The following is a 20391-nucleotide window of genomic DNA, read 5'->3' as shown; positions in this document are numbered from 1 at the left end:
TCACGCCCGATCGCAGCCTGCGGCAGCGGCTACAGGGTTCTCGAGTCCGGCATCAAAAATCCTTGCACAACCGCAGCGCGTCATAGATCGCGGCATGCACGTTGCGTTGCGCCACGCAGTCGCCGATGCGGAACAGTAAATACCCGTCCCCCGGCTCGCTCAGGCATGGCTGCGGTTTGATTGCGAACAGCGCTTCGACGTCGATCTGGCCCTTGTTGCGTGAATCCGGCTTGAGCTCGTAATACAGGGCTTCGTCCGGGCGTACGCCGTTCTCCACCACCACCTGATCCACCACCCGCTCTTCCTTGGCGCCGGTGTATTCGTTTTCGAGCACGGCGATGAGCTTGTCGCCCTCGCGGTAGACCTTCTCCAGCATCATGTCGCCGGTCATGATCACTTCTTTGGGATACAGGCTGCGGTAGTAAGTCGGGAATGAGGTCCCGCCTACGGCCACGCCGGGTTTGGTGTCGTCGGTGACGATCTCCACCTGGCTGCCTTTATCGGCCATGAAGTCCGCCACCGACATGCCGGTGAACTCACAAATGGTGTCGTACACCAGCACGTTTTTACCCGGTGCAACCTTGCCGTCGAGCACGTCCCAGCTGCTGACCACCAAGCCTTCGGCGGCTCCCCAGTGTTCGTTCTGTTCGATAAACGAATGCCCGCCCACCGCCAGCACCACCACGTCCGGGCGCAAGTCCCGAATGGTCGCCGCATCGGCTGCGGTGCCCAGGCGCAGGTCCACTTTCAGGCGGGCCAGTTCCAGTTGGAACCAGCGGGTGATACCGGCCATCTGATCGCGCTGCGGCGCCTTGGCAGCCAGACTGATTTGCCCGCCAATGGCTTCCTTTTTCTCGAACAGGGTGACGTCATGCCCACGCTCGGCGGCCACACGGGCCGCTTCCATGCCGGCCGGGCCTGCACCGACTACCACCACCTTGCGTTTTACCCCGGTGGTTTTTTCGATGATGTGCGGCACCCCCATGTATTCACGGGAGGTGGCGGCGTTTTGAATGCAGAGTACGTCCAGCCCTTGGTATTGGCGGTCAATGCAGTAGTTGGCCCCAACACACTGTTTGATCTGGTCAACCTGGCCCATTTTGATTTTGGCGATCAGGTGCGGATCGGCTATGTGGGCGCGGGTCATGCCCACCATGTCCACGTAGCCCCCCTCCAGAATGCGCGTGGCCTGGTTCGGGTCCTTGATGTTTTGCGCATGCAGCACTGGCGCCTTGACCACTTCCTTGATCCCAGCCGCCAGATGCAAAAACGGCTCCGGTGGATAACTCATGTTCGGGATCACGTTGGCCAGGGTGTTGTGGGTGTCACACCCCGAACCGACCACCCCGATAAAGTCGAGCAGACCGGTGTCGTCGTAGTACTTGGCGATCTGCTTCATGTCTTCATGGCTCAAGCCATCGGGATGGAACTCGTCGCCGCACAGGCGAATCCCGACGCAGAAGTCCGGGCCGACTTCAGCCCGCACGGCCTTGAGCACTTCGAGGCCAAAACGCATGCGGTTCTCAAACGTACCGCCCCATTCATCGGTACGTTTGTTGACCCGCGGGCTCCAGAACTGGTCGATCATGTGCTGGTGCACTGCCGACAGTTCCACCCCGTCCAGGCCACCGGCCTTGGCACGTCCGGCCGCGCTGGCGTAGTTGCCGATGATGCGCCAGATCTCTTCGGGCTCGATGGTCTTGCACGTGGCGCGGTGCACTGGCTCACGCACCCCGGACGGCGACAGTAGGGTCGGCCAGTTGAAACCGTCCCAGCGCGAGCGACGGCCCATATGGGTAATCTGAATCATGATTTTGGCCCCATGCTTGTGCATGGCATCGGCCAGATTCTGAAAATGCGGAATGATGCGATCGGTGCTCAGGTTGACCGAACTCCACCATTCCTGTGGGCTGTCGATGGCCACCACCGACGAACCGCCGCAAATCGCCAGGCCAATACCGCCCTTGGCCTTTTCTTCGTAGTACTGCACATAGCGCTCGGTGGTCATGCCACCATCCGTGGCATACACCTCGGCGTGGGCAGTGCTGAGTACACGGTTGCGGATGGTCAGTTTGCCGATTTGAATCGGCTCAAACATTGCTTCGAATGCCATATCCCGATCCTCGACTTACAACGGTTTGACGATAAACAGGCCGTCATCGTGGCCTTCTTCGGATCCGCCGTAGACCTGTTCGGCACGCGTGCGAAGCTGACTGCCGCGGGCCTGCAGAATCTGGTCCATGGCCCCGGCAAACCAACCGGTGAACATGTAGTCGACCTTGCGCCCGACCTTGCCGTACACATACACAAACGCTGAATGCTCGAGCGTGACGCTGGCGGTGCCTTTATCGAGGTCGATGTCCTGGATCTTGAACAGGCCCCAGCCGCGTTGCGACAGGCGCTTCATGTAATGCTCGAACACCGCGACGCCTTCCAGGCCGTGGCATTCCGCTTCTTTTTCACACCAGTGCCAGGCGGATTTATAGCCGGCCTTGTAAAGAATTTCGGCGTAGGCGTCAGCGCCCAGCACCTCTTCGATACCCATGTGGTTATTGACGAAAAAGTGCCGGGGCACGTAAAGCATCGGCAAGGCATCAGAGGTCCAGATACCGGTTTCGCTGTCGACTTCGATAGGCAATTGCGGGGCGATTTTAGCCATGAAACAAAACTCCAAAAAAAATCGTTATGTCGTAGCAGCTGTCGAGCTTTAGCGAGGCTGCGTCGCGTGTCTGCAGGACAGCCCTCTGGGGCCGCTTCGCGGCCCAACGCCGCCTCGTTCCTCGGCAGCTGCTACGGTTTTTTTATTTAGCGGTGGCTTACTCGCCCCAAACATCCTTGAGGACGTTGACCCAGTTTTCGCCCATGATCTTGCGCACCACACGCTCGGGGTGGCCGCGCTTGAGCAGGGTTTCGGTGAGGTTGGGGAACTCGCCCACGGTGCGGATGCCCAGCGGGTTGATGATCTTGCCGAAGCTGGTCAGACGGCGGGCATAACCCTTGTCATGGGTCAGCATTTCGAAAAAGTCCTGGCCATGGCCCTGAGTGAAATCAGTGCCGATACCAATGGCATCTTCACCCACAATGTTCATGGTGTATTCGATGGCTTCGGCGTAGTCATCGATGGTGGAGTCGATGCCCTTGGCCAGAAACGGCGCGAACATGGTCACGCCGACAAAACCGCCGTGGTCGGCAATGAATTTGAGCTCAGCGTCGGATTTGTTGCGCGGGTGTTCTTTGAGGCCGGACGGCAGGCAATGCGAATAGCAGACCGGTTTTTTCGATTCGAGGATCACCTCTTCCGAGGTTTTTGAACCCACGTGGGACAGGTCGCACATGATCCCGACGCGGTTCATTTCGGCCACGACTTCGCGGCCAAACCCGGAGAGCCCGCCGTCACGTTCGTAGCAGCCGGTACCCACCAGATTCTGCGTGTTGTAGCACATCTGTACCACGCCCACGCCCAGCTGCTTGAAGATCTCGATATAACCCAACTGGTCTTCGAAGGCATGGGCATTCTGAAAACCGAAAATGATCCCGGTTTTGCCCTGTTCCTTGGCCCGACGAATGTCAGCGGTGTTCTTGACCGCAATCACCAGGTCGCTGTTGTCGCGGATCAGGGTCTGGCTGGCAACGATATTATTAATGGTGGCCTGAAAACCTTCCCATACCGACACCGTGCAATTGGCTGCGGTCAGGCCGCCTTTGCGCATGTCTTCAAACAGTTCACGGTTCCATTTGGCAATGATCAGCCCGTCGATAACGATGCTGTCGGCGTGCAATTCGGCTGGGCTCATCAGGCGTCCCCTTATTGGCGATGGCTGCGCCGAATCGTCTGCCGGCGCTTTGGGGCCAGCATAGGCTTGGGGTTAAAAACAGCCGGGTGCAAAAGCGACAGCGCAATTGCCGAAAGCGTCAATCCACGACAATGCAGGCATGCGCCTGGTAATGGCCTATGCTGCGTGGCTGTTCTTTGGCCGATGCTTAAGCCAGAATCCCTCACTTCTATGGATTAGGAAGCCGCAATGAAATCGATTCTCCTGGCCCTGGCGTTGATCTCCAGTGGCGTCCACGCAGCCGATGATGGCGATTACAACCCGTGTGATGCGGTAGAAAACGACAAGCAAACCCTGGCGTGTTCGGAGTACAGCAGAAGTGCTGCCGAGCAATTGCTGACCGAGAATTACCAATCCCTGCAAGCCCGTATGACTCAGCTGTACGGCGAAAATCCGACCCAGCTCAATAACATCACCAGCAAAATCAAAACGGCTCAGGCGTTGTGGCTGCACCAGCGTGATGCCGATTGCGCGATTGTGGTGTTCCCGAACACGGCTGGCACCCAGGCATTCTCCATCGCCCAAAATGACTGCATCGCACGCGTCAGCGACGACCGTTCGGAATTCCTGGAGTCCATCGGCCAGGAATAACCCCCGCTCCCAGTGAGCTGCATTTCCAGGATTTTTATGACTATTTGCGGTATCGAAATCAAAGGCAGCGAAGCCATCTTCGCCCTGGCCACCCAAGGCGCAGACGGCCTTGAGCATCTGGCCATCGCCACCAAGAAAATCGCCCTCGACGACGATGAAGACGCTGCCAGCGTCAAAGCCTTCGCCGCCGCCCTCGCAGCGTTCGTGAAGGCCAATGCCATCACCCGCATTGCGATCAAAAAGCGCAGCAAAAAAGGCGAATTCGCCGGCGGTCCGACAACCTTCAAGATTGAGGGCATTCTCCAGTTGCTGGATGACTGCGAGGTGCAATTACTGTCGCCGCAAACCCTCAACGCCCAGTTCAAAAAACACGCGTTCGACCTCCCGGCCTCATTGAACAAGTATCAGCATGAGGCGTTCAAGGCAGCCTGTGCGGCACTGCTCAAAAAATAACCACTGCTAGCCTGGTACCCGGTCCTGGCTTGGCGCGCAGTCAAACCGTGCGCGGTAACTGCGAGTGAAGTAGGACGGGGACTCGAAGCCACAGGCAATACTGATGTCGAGCACACTCATGTCGGTCTGACGTAACAGCTGACGGGCTTTTTCCAGGCGCAGACCGAGGTAAAAGTTGCGTGGTGTGTCGTTAAGGTGCAGGCGGAACAGCCGCTCCAGCTGACGCCGAGTAACACTGATGCCCTGTGCCAATTGCGAGGTGCTCAGTGGCGGCTCGGTGTGTTGCTCCATCTCTCCGATCACCTGCACCAGCTTCTTGTTGTGAGTCCCGTAGCGCGTGGCAACTTGCATGCGCTGGTGGTCTTTACGCGGGCGGATACGCCCCAGCACGAATTGCTCGGAGACTTGTATCGCCAGTTCGGGACCGCAAGCCTGGGCGATCAGGTCCAGCATCAAGTCGATCGACGCCGTGCCACCCGCACAGGTAATGCGCTGGCGATCAATCTCGAACAGTTCCTGGGTCACCTGCAACTGTGGGAAGGACTCCTTGAACGCCTCCAGCGCTTCCCAGTGCAGGGTCAGTCGATGGCCGTCGAGTACACCCGCCTGCGCCAGCACAAAGCTGCCCGTGTCGATACCACCGAGCGTCACGCCCTCATTGCCCAGGCGTCGCAACCAGTGCTTCAAGGCGGGAGTCACATGGGCCAGCGGGTCGAAGCCGGCCACCACCAACAGCGTCGCGCCGGCTTTCAGCACCTCCAGCCCCGCCTCGGCATTCACGGACATGCCATTGCTTGCCAACACGGCCCCCCCGTCGCAACTGAGCACGTGCCAACGGTACAGCTCACCGCGAAAACGGTTGGCCACGCGCAGAGGTTCTATCGCAGAAATAAAGCCCAATGACGAAAAACCGGGCATTAACAGAAAGTAAAAATCCTGGGGCATGGCAGTGCTCGCAGATTCAGAGTCGCTGGATTGAAACACACTCGGGTCGCTGCAGTGCAAAAGCCGGTCGCCCCAGTGCGGTTATAAGGTACGCGGCCTGCGTACCTTGGCATCACGGCGCACAAAGACGCCGGATCCCCAATAACAACCTGCCGAGGCCTCCCCATGAAGCGACTGATCAGCTGTTGCCTGTTAGCACTCAGCGCCACGCCGTTACTCAGCCCCCACGTATTCGCCGCAGAAGATGCATCCTGCAAAAACGTGCGCATGGGTGTCGTCAACTGGACCGATGTGATCGCCACCAGCGCCATGGCGCAAACCCTGCTCGACGGTCTCGGCTATAAAACCAAACAAACCAGCGCCTCTCAGCAAATCATTTTTGCCGGGATGCGCGATAACCGGCTGGACCTGTTCCTGGGCTACTGGAATCCAACCATGAACGGGAGCATCGCCCCCTTTTTGGCTGCCAAGCAAATCACAGTGCTGCCCGAGCCCAGCCTCAAAGATGCCAAGGCCACGCTCGCCGTGCCAACGTATCTGGCCGACAAGGGCCTGAAAACCTTTGCTGACATCGCCAGGTTCGAGAAAGAGCTGGGCGGCAAGATCTACGGCATCGAGCCGGGCTCAGGGGCCAATACCAAGATCACGGCGATGATTGATGAAAACCGGTTCGGCCTGGGCAAGTTCCAATTGGTGGAGTCCAGCGAAGCCGGGATGCTCTCGGCCGTCGCCCGCGCGGTCAAACGCAACGAACCCATCGTGTTTTTTGGCTGGGCACCGCACCCGATGAATATCCAGCAAGACATGACCTACCTCAGCGGCAGCGAAGATGCATTGGGCCCGAACGAAGGCCAGGCCTCGGTCTGGACCGTCACCATGCCGGACTACGCCAGCCGTTGCCCGAATGTCAGCCGTTTGCTGAGCAACCTGACGTTCAGTGCCGAAGACGAGAGCCGCATGATGCAGCCGCTGCTGGATCACAAGGACGCTCAAGCCTCAGCCCGCCAGTGGCTCAAGGATCATCCTCAAGACCAGCAGCGCTGGCTCGAAGGTGTCACCACAGTGGATGGCAAACCGGCCGCAGAACACCTGAAACTCAGCACTCAATAATCCAGTACCGAGCCCACATGCCGCCGCCCGCAAGGGCCGCGCAGTGGCGCTCTACGCGCTAAGGAAAATGCCTCATGAACCACGACGTCATCATCACCTGTGCACTCACCGGTGCCGGCGACACCTCTGGCCGCAGCCACTTGGTGCCGATCACCCCCAAGCAAATTGCCGACGCCGCCGTGGAGGCCGCCAAAGCCGGGGCCACGGTGGTGCATTGCCACGTACGCGATCCAAAAACCGGTCAGTTCAGCCGTGATGTGGCGCTGTACCGGGAACTGATGGAGCGTATCCGCGAGGCCGACATCGACATCATCGTCAACCTCACAGCCGGCATGGGCGGCGACTTGCACATTGGCCCTGGCGAAAACCCGATGGAGTTTGGTCCCAACACCGACCTGGTCGGGCCGCTGACCCGTCTGGCGCATGTCGAAGCGTTGCTGCCTGAAATCTGCACCCTGGATTGCGGCACCCTGAACTTTGGCGACGGCGACACCATTTATGTGTCTACGCCAGCGCAACTGCGCGCTGGCGCCAGGCGTATCCAGGAGCTGGGGGTAAAAGCCGAGCTGGAAATATTCGACACCGGCCACCTCTGGTTTGCCAAACAAATGATCAAGGAAGGCCTGCTCGACGATCCACTGTTCCAGCTGTGCCTGGGCATTCCGTGGGGGGCGCCGGCAGACACCACCAGCATGAAGGCCATGGTCGACAACCTGCCGGCCAATGCGGTGTGGGCCGGGTTTGGCATTGGTCGCATGCAAATGCCAATGGCAGCACAGGCGGTACTGCTGGGCGGCAACGTGCGGGTCGGGCTGGAAGACAATCTGTGGCTGGACCGTGGTGTATTGGCCACGAACGGTCAACTGGTCGAGCGCGCCACCGAGATCCTCAGCCGCCTCGGCTCACGCGTACTCACCCCGGCCGAAGGGCGGGTAAAGATGGGCCTTAAAGAACGCCGCTGATGCACCCCGCCTTGCCCTCTGTCCTGGCTGACTCGCGGTGTTGTTGAACCCGCAGGCCAGGGTGAGGGGGCATTTGATGTTTACCCCCTTTTATTCAGGACTTTCCCATGACGTTCATCACCCACATCAAAACCTTTGCCGCGCTTGGCAGCGGTGTTATCGGCAGCGGCTGGATCGCCCGCGCACTGGCCCATGGGCTGGATGTGGTGGCCTGGGACCCTGCTCCGGGAGCCGAGACTGCGTTGCGCAAGCGTGTGGCCAAGGCCTGGCCGGCACTGGAGAAAAGCGGTCTGAGCCAAGGCGCCTCACAGACCCGGCTGCGTTTTGTCAGCACCATTGAAGAATGCGTCCGCGATGCCGATTTCATTCAGGAAAGCGCTCCGGAACGACTCGATCTCAAGCTCACGCTGCACAGCCAGATCAGTGCTGCGGCCAAGCCCCGGGCCCTGATTGCGTCCAGCACCTCAGGGCTACTACCCAGCGAGTTCTATGAAACTGCCACGCATCCTGAGCGCTGCATTGTCGGTCACCCGTTCAACCCGGTGTATTTGCTGCCACTGGTCGAAGTCGTCGGCGGTCAAAAAACCGCGCCCGAGGCGATTCAGGCGGCGATCCAGGTCTATCAGTCCCTGGGCATGCGCCCGCTGCATGTGCGCAAGGAAGTGCCTGGGTTTATCGCCGATCGTTTGCTCGAGGCGTTGTGGCGAGAAGCCTTGCACCTGGTCAATGACGGCGTGGCCACCACCGGTGAGATCGATGATGCGATCCGCTTTGGTGCCGGGTTGCGTTGGTCGTTCATGGGCACCTTCATGACCTACACCCTGGCAGGCGGGGATGCGGGCATGCGTCATTTCATGAACCAGTTCGGCCCGGCCCTGCAACTGCCCTGGACGTATCTGACCGCCCCCGAGCTGACCGAAAAACTGGTTGATGACGTAGTGGAAGGCACCTGTGAACAATTGGGCAGCCATAGCATTGCCGCGCTGGAAAGCTATCGTGATGATTGCCTGTTGGCCGTCATGGAGGCCATAAACGCCACCAAACTCAAACATGGCATCGCCCTTCACGACTGATCGAACACCGAGGTTCACCATGTCCGCACTCAACACCTACAGCACACCGATCCTTGAAGAGTGGGTCGATTACAACGGGCATCTGCGGGATGCGTTTTACCTGCTGATTTTCAGCTATGCCACCGACGCCCTGATGGACCGCCTGGGACTGGACAGCCAGAGCCGCGAGGCCAGCGGTCATTCGCTGTTCACCCTGGAGCTGCACATGAACTACCTGCACGAAGTGAAGCTCGGCGCGCAGGTTGAAGTCCGCACCCAACTCATCGGCCACGATAAAAAACGCCTGCATCTCTATCACAGCCTGCACCTGGCCGGTGATGAGCAGACCCTCGCCGGCAACGAACAAATGCTGCTGCACGTCGACCTCGCCGGGCCACATTCAGCGCCGTTCAGCGAACACACGCTGGCGCTGCTGCAAGCGATCGAAATCCAGCAACGCACTTTGCCCAGGCCGGCATATGTCGGCCGTGTGATCGGTTTGCCAAAGGCCGCCTGAACATGAAAAAAGCCCCGAACCTGCCGTGACAGATCCGGGGCTAAACGTGTTGTGATGCCGAGAGGTGACCAAACCATCGACCGTGTTGCTGAGGCCAGTTTGCCCAGCACGGCTGAAACTGACTTAGCCGAAAACGACCTGTGTTTAGGCAAACCGGACATTACGCAAAACCTCGCTTGATCCCTTGCCCAAGGCCAACCAGAATCAGATTTCAATCGCGCCTCGAAAAAAGGATAAAAACCATGATGCACGCGGATTTGGTTGATGAGCAGGATCTGTTGAGCCAGCTGCGCTCGCTGGGCTTTGACGTGTCGGGCACTGCAGAACAAGCCTGCACCGCCGCCGTGTGCGGATTGAATGACACCAATGCCCGTGCGCTCAAGGGACTGGTCGAAAAACTCTACACCGGCAGCGCGACCATCCTGCCGGCCGTGCGCCAGGCCATTGATCAGCAACTGCTGCCCGGACTGGCGCAATTCAAGCAGAGCAAAACAGCCTGAACAGCGCGGCTACGGGTCACCTTCGTAGCCGCTGCCGAAGGCTGCGACACGGGTCGAAGGACCTTCAAAACCCGTTGCTGCGACCGCATCCGGGCTGTTGCACCGAGGGCCTCACGGCATGGTGCCGTGACCCGGCAACGGGATAGGCTCTACAACCTCACACTGGCAAAGGTCGATTCGTTGCGTGCCTGGTTCAAGGCAGACATCGGCCCGGCCAACGGGGTCATTAGCAACGACTGCGGAATCGGTACCAGGGTGGTCTGCTGTGCGGTATTGGAACCTACGCGCTCATCCCGTGGAGGGATGCCGAAGTATTCGCGGTAACACTTCGAAAAGTGCGGGGTCGACACAAAGCCGCAGACCGCTGCCACTTCAATGATCGACATGGGTGTTTGCTTGAGCAATTGCCGTGCCCGCACCAGTCGCAGCTTGAGGTAGTAGCGCGACGGTGAGCAGTGCAAGTATTTCTGAAACAGCCGCTCCAGCTGACGTCGTGACACCGCGACGTACACCGCCAGTTCGTCGAGGTCGATGGGCTCTTCGAGGTTGGCCTCCATCAAGGCAACGATTTCCTGCAATTTAGGCTGGTTAGTACCGAGCATGTGCTTGAGGGGGACCCGCTGGTGATCCTGCTCGTTACGAATGCGTTCATAGACGAACATCTCAGAAATGGCTGCCGACAACTCGCGACCATGATCACGGCTGATCAGGTGCAGCATCATGTCCAGCGGCGCGGTGCCGCCCGAACTGGTGAAACGGCTGCGATCCAGAGTGAACAGACGTGTGCTCATGGATACCCGCGGGAAGGCTTCCTGCATGGAGGCCAGACACTCCCAATGCACGCTGCAATCAAAACCGTCGAGCAAACCTGCGTAGGCCAACGCCCAACTGCCGGTACAGACTGCACCCAAGCGACGGGACTGACGCGCCTGGCTTTGCAGCCATGACACATGTTCGCGGTTGACGGTGCGTTGAATGCCAACACCTCCACAGACAATCACCATGTCCAGCACCGGAGCCTTGTACATGCTGGCATCGGGGGTCACTTGCAGGCCATCACTGGCCCAGACCTGGCTGCCATCCGCGCTGAGGGTGCTCCATCGGTACAACTCGCGGCCGGACAGCTGATTGGCCATGCGCAAGGGTTCTATCGCAGACGCCAGGGAAATGAGTGTGAAATTGTCCAGCAGCAAAAAACCGATGGATTGAGGCGCACGGTTCTGGGGTTGGGCCCCGGAGTTGAACGACGTCATCGCAGTATCTCCTCACACAAAGCAGGTGTTGGCCTCAGGCTCAGGCTCTTGTTATCGCCCTGTTTGTACGGGGCTTTACGATGACAACGCAAACCTCATGCCTAAACTTGAATGCGCATTCAAAAAAATCTGAAAACGACGTCGCTATGCGTCTAGACGGGCCATGCCTAAATGCTCGACAAACAGGCTCAACCCTGCGTGCATGCCGTCTACCCCGCCGCTGTTGAGCACATTGGTATCACTTGTGGGAAGCGTGTAGGAATCTGGTACTGAGCAGTGTCACCGAAAGCACAAGTCGCTTGAGATGTGCGCCACAAAGATCCGTCGCGCACTGAAGAAGTGCAAGCCCGCGGTTACAGCTCCAACACGCTCACCGTCCGCCAGTTCTGGGGAGTTTCTTTGTGTTTACTGCGCTTCGCACGAATCTCTCGTAATGAATCTGGACTCATCAGAGTAGGACACGTCCGGATTTCTTTGGCGATGATCTACACCCGGGGGTGGGCTGTTAGGGTCGCGGCATTCGACCTGGAGCCCGCCCATGACTCAGTGCTTCAAAGACCATCCCAGCGACACTCAGCGCCTGTTTCACAACACCTTGCCTGTTTGCGAATGCGAAACCCGCGTCATCGAGCTCTACGACTGCATGACCGCCGTCACCGAAGTGCCCGTTCTGACCTGCGAAGGGCTGTGGCGAATATACCAGCGGGCAGCCGAAGAAATCGTCGCCCCCGGCGGCATCCTGATTGCCGACCCCCAAGCGCGTAACCGCGCGATCAACGCCACCTATGCCCGCATGTGGCTGGAAGACCCACGCTTCCAATGGGCCGGGCTCGCAGCGTTTGCCTCAAAGCAGGTGGGGTGCGGGCTGCTGCATGCGGCGGACTCGATTGAGAAAATCCATGCAGAGACCGTGGCAATGGAAGCACTGACGCGAGGCTTCAGCGGGCCTCAGCCGCTGATCAGTAACGACACCGTGCAGTTGTTGCAAAAAAATCTGGCGAGTTATCGGGTCGCCAATGCCAACAACCCCATCCCCTTCGACCTTCGTTTTGAAGGAGATGAGTTGGGCCAGATCCAGCAACAGTTCAACTATGTGTACGACATGCTGGCGTTGGGCAATACCACACTGTTTTTAGATATCTTTCCACTGCATGCGTTTTACAAAAAACGGGGTTTTGAGGCGCTGAAAACCTGCCTGAATAATCGCCGGAAAATTCATGGGCACCCGAAGTTTCCGGTGCTGTGGCCGGTTGAGCAGGAAAAACTCGTTTTTGGGGGGACTTATCAGGAAGTTCTAGATGCTTTCGAGGCCATTGAAAACGGTGAAATTGCTAAAAGTGTAGAGTTTTTTGCCTTTCATGAGCAAAGCAATATCCTCCAGCCGACCCTGTACGAAGACCCCAGGATGGTCTGGCTGTTGCGCAGCAATCATGTGTCGTACGTCACCGGTTTCCCTTCTGGGGTCGCCCAGGCCATCGAACTGACCCTTACCAGCCAGTGCCAACCGCTCGACGACGGACGCACGATCAGTTTTGACCGCAGCGTGTTGGCAAACCTGGCCGACCTTAAACAGCGCATGGCCTTTGTGCTTGAGGCCGCCAGGCGTTTTGACCAGATGTTGCAGGACGAAAACCGTCATGCACTGGAGCATTCAATCAAACATATTGCCGCAGGTGCAGCGCCATGATCCGGCGTCTGAAAGTCAGCAGCTGGCCTCGAAGGCTGTGCATGGTGCTTATGGTGTTTTTCGTGGTGGCGAGCGTGCGCTGGGGGGTGCAACAACTGGCCGATGAACCTGAAACTGCCTTGATACGTGGTGAGCCTTGGGAGGATATGCGCCAGCGTTCAAGCGCAAAGATTGGCCCGGCAATACCCGGGCATCACTGGTTCCGCATGCCGGAGTCGGACGCCCGATTACGCTTCATCGACCCCCAATACGGTTTCACCACGCCATTGGCACGCTTTTTCACGATCAGTTTTGATAATGAGCGGGTGCGCAACATCCGCATGTCCCCGCAAGTCGAACCGTTACTGCTGGATGATGCACTGAAAATTGTGCTGGATTTACAGGATCAATGGCAGCGCAAAGGCTGGTTTGTCACCAATCCTAAAAGTGATCCACCGTTGGCTGATACCCCACAATGGCGCGACCAGTTGCGGGATGTAAACAAGGGAGGAACAACGTTTTGGCAGGCGGATGATAAGTATCAGGTGATGCTGATTCTGAATCGTTTCAGAGACTATAAACGTCCCACCGAAGAGCGCTACATGATCACTCTGGCGATAGCCAGTCCATGGGTGAGTGGTGAGGAGCATTGACGATGCTGCACGACGAAAACCGTCATGCACTGGAGCACTCGATCAAACATATTGCCGCAGGTGCAGCGCCATGATCCGGCGTCTGAAAGTCAGCAGCTGGCCTCGAAGGCTGTGCATGGTGCTTATGGTGTTTTTCGTGGTGGCGAGCGTGCGCTGGGTGGGGCAACAACTGGCCGATGAACCGGAAATCGCGCTTGTCTTCGGGGAGCCATGGGAAGACATGCGCCAGCGTTCCAGCGCCTCGATTCCCCCTGCGATTCCTGATGAGCTTTGGTTCCATATGCCCGAATCAGACGCCCGATTACGCTTTATCGACCCGCAATACGGTTTCACCACGCCCTTGGCCCGCTTTTTCACGATCAATTTTGATAATGAACGCGTGGCTAACATCCGCATGTCCCCGCAAATCGAACCGTTGCTGCTGGACGATGCGCTGAAAGTCGTATTGGGTCTGCAGGACCAATGGCGTCGACAAGGCTGGTTTGTCTCCGACCCAGAGAGTGATCCCGAGATTGTCGACACGCCTGAAGGGCGTGCTCGGGTGCGAGGTATCCTGGGTGGCAGAACCTTTTGGCAAGCCGGCGACAAATATCAAATCATGCTCAACGTGAACCGTTTCAAGGACTACAGACACCCCGACGAAGAGCGTTACCTGATAAACCTGTCGCTCGCCAAGGCCCGCCGATGAGGAAGGTGTTCGATAAGCCTGGGCGCGGCTGGCCTCGAAGGCAGTGCATTCAGCGCGATGCAAGCGCCCGATAATGCTTGAGCAGGGCAAGTGTGTTTTCTACCAGGTGCGAGTTCGGTAAAGCCCTCACCCCAAATCCGATTGCCTTTACGGCAATCGGGGGCATTGCATGCTCTTATAGATCACAGGGTTAGTGCAGAACGAATACAGAGACCAGGGGCTTGCGACAGGAACGCCAAAACTGCTCACGTGCGAATCTCGCTGCGTAGCTGTCGAATCGCACCACCTGTTTTCTGTAATTTGTGATCAATACCTGCCGCCATAAACCCAGCAAGGAAATTAAAAGCTGTGCCCACGGGTCGGGAAGCACCATTGGTTTTTGAGAGCCAGTGATAGGCGGAACTAAAATGCGCACTGGCGTTGGAAAGTGCGCCAGCTTCAACCTTTTGCGCTGTGTCCAGATAAAAACTGGCGTGAGGCACACTCAGACTGGAATCTGCGTTGGAAATCAGGTTTTTATTGGTTTCGTACAGCAGGTTGGTGAAGGTTTGATTTCTAGGCATTACCTCAAGCCCCTCATTCAGAGCCTGTCTTCCCGGTGCGATTGACTCAGGAGTGGAAGCGCTCCGTGTCAATGATTTCCTGGCAACGTCGAGGGTTTCCTTCCATAAGTTCCGACTTTCGCTTGGAGCACTCAAGACCGCACCTCCAAACCCGCTTAAAGACTTTATAGGCAAACGGATATGCCCCGTTTGGTCCTTCCAATTTACCGGGTCCCCCGAACAATAGGCGTAAGCATTGATACCGCCTTTTAAAAAGGGGCTAAGCGAGTCCGGGGTGTTGAATCGCATCAACACCGGGTTATACACGCGCTGGCCATTGCCCACTAAATAATGGCCGGTCAATGCTTCAGGTTGCTCACCATTAAACCCCACCCATGCTCCAGCACTGTCGAAAGACCGGGAGTAACCATAGGGGGTATAGAAAACGTAATGGACCGGATGCATGTGCTTGCTAAAGCTCATGGCTGAACCGGGCAAATCGGTTGTCAGTAAATAGGTACCTGTGCTGTCGCGTTGTGCAACCGCCTGATGATTGTTGCGGAATAGGCAAGTGGCTACCGTGCCCTGAATGGCGGTTACCAATTGGTCGTTTTTATAAAAAAACCGCCCGACAGGCTCGCCCGAACGCGTGGAGGCGATACAACGATCCAGGGAGTCATAGGTAAAGCTGACAGCTGAAACAGTCATGGCTCGACACTCCAGTAGTTGAGACTGAAGTGTCGAGTGTGTGGCAGCACAGAGCAACTAGCAGTTCTGCTAGGGTCTGCTCCCGTTTCGCAGGAGCAGACCATGAGCCTGCAATCAGCACTCCACCGCGCTCACCGCCAGCCCGCCGCGTGAGGTTTCCTTGTATTTGTCATGCATGTCGGCGCCGGTATCGCGCATGGTGCGGATCACCCGGTCCAGCGAGATAAAGTGCTGGCCGTCGCCGCGCAGGGCCATTTGCGCGGCGTTGATGGCTTTGACCGCTGCAATGGCGTTGCGCTCGATGCAGGGTACTTGCACCAGCCCGCCCACCGGGTCACAAGTCAGGCCCAGGTTGTGCTCCAGGCCAATTTCGGCGGCGTTGCACAGCTGTTCTGGCGTTGCGCCGAGTATTTGCGCAAGCCCTGCCGCGGCCATGGCACATGCCGAACCGACTTCTCCCTGGCACCCCACTTCGGCACCGGATATCGAGGCATTCATTTTGCACAAAATACCGATGGCCGCCGCGCTCAATAAGTAGTCGACCACATGGGCCTCGCTGACTTCATCACTGAACTTCATGAAGTAGTGCAGCACCGCCGGGATAATACCGGCAGCACCGTTGGTGGGTGCCGTCACCATGCGCCCGCCCGCGGCGTTTTCTTCGTTGACCGCCAATGCGAACAGGTTGACCCACTCCATTGCGCTGAGGGTTGAACCGATGACATTGGGTTTGCCCAACTCCTGCAAGCTGCGATGCAGGCGAGCGGCGCGGCGGCGCACGTTCAAGCCGCCGGGCAGGATGCCTTCGTGCTTGAGGCCTTGCTCCACGCACGCCTGCATGGCGCGCCAGAGTTTCATCAAACCGCAGCGAATTTCATCTTCACTGCGCCAGGTACGTTCGTTGGCCATCATTAATGCAGCCACACTCAACTGGTGCTCGCGGCACAGTTCGAGCAACCGGGCGGCACTGGTGAACTCATACGGCAGTGCGCTGCGGTCCATGTCCAGCACCCCGCTGGCCGCTTGCGCCGCATCCACCACAAAACCACCGCCCACCGAGTAATACGTGTCGCGGTACAGCTCGTCGTGTTCACCTTCAGCCACCAGCGTCATGGCGTTAGGATGGAACGGCAAATTTTCGTCGATCAGGCGCATGTCCCGGGCCCATACAAACGCAATGGGCAGATGACCATCCAACAGCAGGCTTTCCTGTTGCCGCAGTTCGGTGATGCGCGGACCGATCAGCGACGGGTCGATAGCGTCCGGCCACTCGCCCATCAGGCCCATGATCACCGCGTTGTCGCTGCCATGCCCGACGCCCGTGGCTGACAACGAGCCATAGAGCTGCACTTCGATGCGTCGGACCTGCGACAGCTGGCCGCGCTCACGCAAGCCCTGCACGAACAGCGCCGCCGCGCGCATCGGGCCCACGGTATGTGAGCTTGATGGGCCGATGCCAATCTTGAACAGGTCAAACACGCTGATAGCCATGAACACGAACCTCGGGGAGATGAGTGCTCGCATCATGGGTTGTTTCCGACCGGGAAAAACGTCCAGCTACGACTCATCGTTGCCTGCCAGCGCCCCGCGTGAAGTCCACGCCGTTTTGGCCGTTTTAAGCGGTGCAGATCCGGGAAAAAGCCGGTTTTGTAGCCAAGTTTTTCTGAATACGACCTCGCAGGCTTCAGATACGACCCTGTCTGTACTGGATACGACGCCCCCAGTAGGCGTTTGATTTTCGCTGTTACATGATCAGTCCTGACTCGATTGCTAGACGCCCTGACAACCTGTCGGCCCGGCGTCACCCGACCGCAACTGATACGTGCGGTTTTCCGAGTGAAAACTGCCACCCGAAACCCAGGAGTCGCCCATGAAACATTCGCCCTCGTTGTTGTTGGCTGCATTGCTGAGTCTGCCCGTCGTTGCCCTGGCAGCGGAGCCTGAGCAATGCAGAACCGTCAACTTCTCGGATGTCGGCTGGACCGATATCACTGTCACCACGGCCGTCGCCAGCACACTGCTGGATGCCCTCGGCTACACGACCAGGACCACCATGATCTCGGTGCCGGTCACGTACAAGTCGCTGGCTGATGGCAAGAACATGGACGTGTTTCTCGGCAACTGGATGCCCACCATGGAAAACGACATCAAGGCCTATCGCGACGCGGGCACCGTCGAGACCGTGCGCGCCAACCTTGAGAACGCCAAATACACCCTTGCCGTACCCGAAGCCCTCTATAACAAAGGGCTCAAAGACTTTTCCGACATACCCCGATTCAAGAAGGAACTGGGCGGGAAAATTTATGGCATCGAGCCGGGCAACGACGGCAACCGCATGATTCAGAGCATGATCGACAAGAACGCGTTCGGACTTAAGGACGCCGGGTTCAAAGTGGTCGAATCCAGCGAAGCCGGGATGCTGTCACAGGTCGATCGTGCCCAGAGACGAGGCACCGATGTGGTGTTTCTGGGCTGGGAACCGCATCCGATGAACACTCGCTTCAAGATGAAGTACCTCACTGGCGGTGATGACTTCTTCGGCCCCAACTACGGCCAGGCGACCATCTATACCAACACCCGTAAAGGTTATTCCCAGGAGTGCAGTAACGTCGGCCAGCTCTTGAAAAACCTGGTGTTCACCCTCGACATGGAAAGCACCCTGATGGGCAACGTCCTGGATGACAAGATCAAACCCGACGCGGCCGCCAGAGCTTGGCTCAAACAGAACCCGCAAGTGCTGGATACCTGGCTTGCGGGGGTCACCACCTTCGATGAAAAACCGGGCCTGGAGGCCGTGAAAGCCAGTCTCGCGAAATAATCCTGCGCGCGGACGGCCTGCCCGTCCGATGCCGTTCCAATCCCCTGCATGCGGACGTCCATTACCATGCTGATTGATCAGAAAATGCCTTTAGGCCAGTACATTGCCAGCTTTGTCGACTGGTTGACGCTAAACGGCGCCAATACCTTCGACATGATTGCAACGACACTGGAAACGATGATCCACGGCGTGACGTTTGCGCTGACCTGGTTCAATCCCTTTGTGTTTATCGGGCTGATTGCCTTGCTCGCGCATTTTATTCAGCGCAAGTGGGGGCTGACCGTATTTGTCGCACTGTCGTTCCTGCTGATCTTCAACCTGGGCTATTGGCAGGAGACGATGGAAACCCTGGCGCAGGTGCTGTTCGCGACCTTTGTGTGCGTGATCATCGGGGTGCCACTGGGAATTCTGGCCGCGCACAAGCCCATGTTCTACACCTTCATCCGCCCGATACTCGACCTGATGCAGACGGTGCCGACTTTCGTTTACTTGATCCCAACCCTGACCCTGTTTGGTCTGGGGGTCGTACCGGGGCTGATTTCCACGGTGGTGTTTGCCATTGCCGCCCCCATTCGCCTGACTTATCTGGGTATCCGTGACGTGCCCCAGGAGCTGCTCGACGCAGGCAAAGCCTTCGGCTGTTCACGCCGCCAATTACTGACCCGCATCGAGCTGCCCCACGCCATGCCGAGCATCGCAGCCGGGATCACCCAATGCATCATGCTGTCGCTGTCGATGGTGGTCATCGCGGCCCTGGTGGGCGCAGATGGCTTGGGCAAACCGGTGGTCAACGCCCTCAACACGGCGGACATCGCTCTGGGCTTTGAAGCCGGGCTGGCGATTGTATTACTGGCCATCATGCTCGACCGGATTTGCAAACAGCCGGACGCAAAACAAGGAGCCGACGCATGAGCATCATTCGTTTCGATAACGTTGACGTTATTTTCGCCAAAGACCCGCGTGAGGCGCTAAGCCTGCTCGACCAGGGCTTTTCACGGGACCAGATCCTGAAAAAGACCGGGCAAATCGTCGGTGTTGAAAAAGCCAGCCTGGACATCGAGAAAGGCGAAATCTGCGTTCTGATGGGGTTGTCCGGTTCCGGCAAGTCCAGCCTGCTGCGCTGCATCAATGGCCTTAACACCGTCAGCCGCGGCCAGTTGTACGTAGAGCACGAAGGCAAGCAGATCGACATCGCCTCGTGCAGCCCGGCCGAGCTGAAAATGATGCGCACCAAGCGCATCGCGATGGTGTTTCAAAAGTTCGCCCTGATGCCGTGGCTGACCGTGCGGGAAAACATCAGCTTCGGTCTTGAGATGCAGGGCCGTCCCGAGAAAGAACGACGCAAGCTGGTAGACGAAAAACTGGAACTGGTGGGCCTGACCCAATGGCGCAATAAAAAACCGGATGAGTTGAGCGGCGGGATGCAGCAGCGGGTGGGCCTGGCCCGCGCCCTGGCCATGGACGCTGATATTCTGCTGATGGATGAACCCTTTTCGGCGCTCGATCCGCTGATTCGCCAAGGCCTGCAGGACGAGTTGCTAGAGCTGCAACGCAAGCTGAGCAAGACCATTGTGTTTGTGAGCCATGACCTCGATGAAGCCCTGAAATTGGGCAGCCGCATCGCGATCATGAAAGACGGGAAGATCGTGCAATACAGCAAGCCCGAAGAAATCGTACTCAACCCGGCGGACGATTACGTACGCACGTTTGTCGCCCATACCAATCCCCTCAACGTACTGTGCGGGCGCAGCCTGATGCGCACGCTGGACAACTGCAAACGCATCAACGGTTCGGTGTGCATTGATCCGGGGAATGACTCGTGGATTGATCTGGCAGAGGGCAACACCATCAAGGGCGTGCGTCAGGGCGCCAGTAATGTCGACCTGCAAAACTGGAGCACAGGCCAGGCAGTGGAAGGGCTGGGACGTGGCCCAACGCTGGTGGATTGCGGCATTGGCATGCGCGACGCACTGCAGATTCGTTATCAGACCGGCAACAAGCTGGTGCTGCACGACAATCAGCGCGTGGTGGGGATACTCGGCGATACAGAGCTGTATCACGCGTTACTGGGTAAGAACCTGGGTTAACGCTTAGAGAAGA

Annotated in this window: 20 protein-coding genes; 13 read left to right on the top strand and 7 right to left on the bottom strand. The window is 58.0% G+C overall.

What is annotated here, in order from left to right; all coding sequences use genetic code 11:
• Positions 1-52: 52 nt before the first annotated feature.
• The 3 genes from dgcA to DQN55_RS01885 form a co-directional block, all read right to left on the bottom strand.
• Positions 53-2113, bottom strand: coding sequence for a dimethylglycine demethylation protein DgcA (gene dgcA / locus DQN55_RS01895; protein WP_048380868.1), 2061 nt, complete (start codon positions 2111-2113; stop codon positions 53-55).
• Positions 2114-2128: 15 nt separating this feature from the next.
• The gene (locus DQN55_RS01890) at positions 2129-2659 is read right to left on the bottom strand and encodes a 4-vinyl reductase (protein WP_048380870.1); all 531 of its coding nucleotides are present in this window, start codon (positions 2657-2659) and stop codon (positions 2129-2131) included.
• A gap of 157 nt (positions 2660-2816) precedes the next feature.
• A complete protein-coding gene (locus DQN55_RS01885; RefSeq protein ID WP_048380872.1) occupies positions 2817-3794 on the bottom strand; it encodes a dipeptidase in 978 nt (325 codons plus the stop codon).
• Positions 3795-4022: 228 nt separating this feature from the next.
• On the opposite strand from DQN55_RS01885, the gene DQN55_RS01875 reads away from it, so the two are divergent.
• Positions 4023-4424: a lysozyme inhibitor LprI family protein gene (locus tag DQN55_RS01875; RefSeq protein ID WP_048380873.1), complete on the top strand. Its 402-nt coding sequence runs from the start codon at positions 4023-4025 to the stop codon at positions 4422-4424.
• A 36-nt stretch (positions 4425-4460) separates the two neighbouring features.
• Positions 4461-4877: a DUF3010 family protein gene (locus DQN55_RS01870; protein ID WP_048380875.1), complete on the top strand. Its 417-nt coding sequence runs from the start codon at positions 4461-4463 to the stop codon at positions 4875-4877.
• Positions 4878-4883: 6 nt separating this feature from the next.
• Here DQN55_RS01870 and DQN55_RS01865 read toward each other — a convergent pair whose 3' ends face one another.
• Positions 4884-5822 carry a GlxA family transcriptional regulator gene (locus DQN55_RS01865; RefSeq protein WP_048380877.1) on the bottom strand — a complete coding sequence of 313 codons (939 nt, stop codon included), beginning with the start codon at positions 5820-5822 and terminating at the stop codon, positions 4884-4886.
• Positions 5823-5987: 165 nt separating this feature from the next.
• On the opposite strand from DQN55_RS01865, the gene DQN55_RS01860 reads away from it, so the two are divergent.
• The 5 genes from DQN55_RS01860 to DQN55_RS01840 all read left to right on the top strand — a co-directional run bounded on the left by DQN55_RS01860 (position 5988) and on the right by DQN55_RS01840 (position 9963).
• A complete protein-coding gene (locus DQN55_RS01860) occupies positions 5988-6932 on the top strand; it encodes a choline ABC transporter substrate-binding protein (protein ID WP_048380879.1) in 945 nt (314 codons plus the stop codon).
• Positions 6933-7006: 74 nt separating this feature from the next.
• Positions 7007-7894, top strand: coding sequence for a 3-dehydrocarnitine:acetyl-CoA trimethylamine transferase CdhC (locus DQN55_RS01855; protein WP_048380881.1), 888 nt, complete (start codon positions 7007-7009; stop codon positions 7892-7894).
• A 107-nt stretch (positions 7895-8001) separates the two neighbouring features.
• The gene (locus DQN55_RS01850; protein WP_048380883.1) at positions 8002-8967 is read left to right on the top strand and encodes an L-carnitine dehydrogenase; all 966 of its coding nucleotides are present in this window, start codon (positions 8002-8004) and stop codon (positions 8965-8967) included.
• Positions 8968-8986: 19 nt separating this feature from the next.
• Positions 8987-9463 (top strand): thioesterase family protein, encoded by a 477-nt coding sequence (locus tag DQN55_RS01845; RefSeq protein ID WP_048380885.1) that lies wholly within the window; start codon positions 8987-8989, stop codon positions 9461-9463.
• Positions 9464-9705: 242 nt separating this feature from the next.
• Positions 9706-9963 carry a hypothetical protein gene (locus DQN55_RS01840; protein WP_048380887.1) on the top strand — a complete coding sequence of 86 codons (258 nt, stop codon included), beginning with the start codon at positions 9706-9708 and terminating at the stop codon, positions 9961-9963.
• A 149-nt stretch (positions 9964-10112) separates the two neighbouring features.
• Here DQN55_RS01840 and gbdR read toward each other — a convergent pair whose 3' ends face one another.
• A complete protein-coding gene (gbdR, locus tag DQN55_RS01835) occupies positions 10113-11216 on the bottom strand; it encodes a choline metabolism transcriptional regulator GbdR (protein ID WP_048380889.1) in 1104 nt (367 codons plus the stop codon).
• Between the two features lie 538 nt (positions 11217-11754).
• On the opposite strand from gbdR, the gene DQN55_RS01830 reads away from it, so the two are divergent.
• From DQN55_RS01830 to DQN55_RS01820, 3 genes are all read left to right on the top strand, one after another.
• Complete coding sequence (locus tag DQN55_RS01830) at positions 11755-12903, top strand: DUF2515 family protein (RefSeq protein ID WP_048380890.1); 1149 nt, start codon at positions 11755-11757, stop codon at positions 12901-12903.
• Entirely contained in the window at positions 12900-13535 is a 636-nt protein-coding gene (locus tag DQN55_RS01825; protein WP_048380892.1) for a hypothetical protein, read from the top strand. The genes DQN55_RS01830 and DQN55_RS01825 overlap by 4 nt, the downstream gene beginning before the upstream one ends.
• A gap of 70 nt (positions 13536-13605) precedes the next feature.
• Positions 13606-14223 (top strand): hypothetical protein, encoded by a 618-nt coding sequence (locus tag DQN55_RS01820; protein ID WP_053070911.1) that lies wholly within the window; start codon positions 13606-13608, stop codon positions 14221-14223.
• A gap of 245 nt (positions 14224-14468) precedes the next feature.
• Here DQN55_RS01820 and DQN55_RS01815 read toward each other — a convergent pair whose 3' ends face one another.
• Complete coding sequence (locus DQN55_RS01815; protein WP_053070912.1) at positions 14469-15473, bottom strand: RHS repeat-associated core domain-containing protein; 1005 nt, start codon at positions 15471-15473, stop codon at positions 14469-14471.
• Positions 15474-15587: 114 nt separating this feature from the next.
• The gene (locus DQN55_RS01810) at positions 15588-16964 is read right to left on the bottom strand and encodes an L-serine ammonia-lyase (protein ID WP_048380893.1); all 1377 of its coding nucleotides are present in this window, start codon (positions 16962-16964) and stop codon (positions 15588-15590) included.
• 379 nt (positions 16965-17343) lie between these two features.
• Between DQN55_RS01810 and DQN55_RS01805 the strand changes: the two genes are divergently transcribed.
• The 3 genes from DQN55_RS01805 (at position 17344) to choV (ending at position 20378) form a co-directional block, all read left to right on the top strand.
• On the top strand, positions 17344-18291 hold the full coding sequence (locus DQN55_RS01805) for a choline ABC transporter substrate-binding protein (protein WP_048380895.1): 948 nt from the start codon (positions 17344-17346) through the stop codon (positions 18289-18291).
• A 66-nt stretch (positions 18292-18357) separates the two neighbouring features.
• Positions 18358-19203 (top strand): choline ABC transporter permease subunit, encoded by an 846-nt coding sequence (gene choW / locus DQN55_RS01800; RefSeq protein ID WP_048380897.1) that lies wholly within the window; start codon positions 18358-18360, stop codon positions 19201-19203.
• Positions 19200-20378 carry a choline ABC transporter ATP-binding protein gene (gene choV / locus DQN55_RS01795; protein ID WP_048380899.1) on the top strand — a complete coding sequence of 393 codons (1179 nt, stop codon included), beginning with the start codon at positions 19200-19202 and terminating at the stop codon, positions 20376-20378. The genes choW and choV overlap by 4 nt, the downstream gene beginning before the upstream one ends.
• Positions 20379-20391 lie beyond the last annotated feature (13 nt).

The organism is Pseudomonas taetrolens (genome assembly GCF_900475285.1).
Taxonomy (GTDB): domain Bacteria; phylum Pseudomonadota; class Gammaproteobacteria; order Pseudomonadales; family Pseudomonadaceae; genus Aquipseudomonas; species Aquipseudomonas taetrolens.
The sequence above is the reverse complement of the archived record's forward strand: the minus strand, read 5'-3'. Positions and strand labels throughout refer to the sequence as shown.

Bases quoted from the DNA above. Each gene is read 5' to 3' on its own strand.
- dgcA (WP_048380868.1), bottom strand. From the start codon at position 2,113: ATGGCATTCGAAGCAATGTTTGAGCCGATTCAAATCGGCAAACTGACC.
- DQN55_RS01870 (WP_048380875.1), top strand. From the start codon at position 4,461: ATGACTATTTGCGGTATCGAAATCAAAGGCAGCGAAGCCATCTTCGCC.
- DQN55_RS01850 (WP_048380883.1), top strand. From the start codon at position 8,002: ATGACGTTCATCACCCACATCAAAACCTTTGCCGCGCTTGGCAGCGGT.
- DQN55_RS01875 (WP_048380873.1), top strand. From the start codon at position 4,023: ATGAAATCGATTCTCCTGGCCCTGGCGTTGATCTCCAGTGGCGTCCAC.
- DQN55_RS01855 (WP_048380881.1), top strand. From the start codon at position 7,007: ATGAACCACGACGTCATCATCACCTGTGCACTCACCGGTGCCGGCGAC.
- choV (WP_048380899.1), top strand. From the start codon at position 19,200: ATGAGCATCATTCGTTTCGATAACGTTGACGTTATTTTCGCCAAAGAC.
- DQN55_RS01865 (WP_048380877.1), bottom strand. From the start codon at position 5,822: ATGCCCCAGGATTTTTACTTTCTGTTAATGCCCGGTTTTTCGTCATTG.
- DQN55_RS01825 (WP_048380892.1), top strand. From the start codon at position 12,900: ATGATCCGGCGTCTGAAAGTCAGCAGCTGGCCTCGAAGGCTGTGCATG.
- gbdR (WP_048380889.1), bottom strand. From the start codon at position 11,216: ATGACGTCGTTCAACTCCGGGGCCCAACCCCAGAACCGTGCGCCTCAA.
- DQN55_RS01830 (WP_048380890.1), top strand. From the start codon at position 11,755: ATGACTCAGTGCTTCAAAGACCATCCCAGCGACACTCAGCGCCTGTTT.
- DQN55_RS01805 (WP_048380895.1), top strand. From the start codon at position 17,344: ATGAAACATTCGCCCTCGTTGTTGTTGGCTGCATTGCTGAGTCTGCCC.
- DQN55_RS01890 (WP_048380870.1), bottom strand. From the start codon at position 2,659: ATGGCTAAAATCGCCCCGCAATTGCCTATCGAAGTCGACAGCGAAACC.
- DQN55_RS01885 (WP_048380872.1), bottom strand. From the start codon at position 3,794: ATGAGCCCAGCCGAATTGCACGCCGACAGCATCGTTATCGACGGGCTG.
- DQN55_RS01860 (WP_048380879.1), top strand. From the start codon at position 5,988: ATGAAGCGACTGATCAGCTGTTGCCTGTTAGCACTCAGCGCCACGCCG.
- DQN55_RS01840 (WP_048380887.1), top strand. From the start codon at position 9,706: ATGATGCACGCGGATTTGGTTGATGAGCAGGATCTGTTGAGCCAGCTG.
- DQN55_RS01845 (WP_048380885.1), top strand. From the start codon at position 8,987: ATGTCCGCACTCAACACCTACAGCACACCGATCCTTGAAGAGTGGGTC.
- DQN55_RS01810 (WP_048380893.1), bottom strand. From the start codon at position 16,964: ATGGCTATCAGCGTGTTTGACCTGTTCAAGATTGGCATCGGCCCATCA.
- choW (WP_048380897.1), top strand. From the start codon at position 18,358: ATGCTGATTGATCAGAAAATGCCTTTAGGCCAGTACATTGCCAGCTTT.
- DQN55_RS01815 (WP_053070912.1), bottom strand. From the start codon at position 15,473: ATGACTGTTTCAGCTGTCAGCTTTACCTATGACTCCCTGGATCGTTGT.
- DQN55_RS01820 (WP_053070911.1), top strand. From the start codon at position 13,606: ATGATCCGGCGTCTGAAAGTCAGCAGCTGGCCTCGAAGGCTGTGCATG.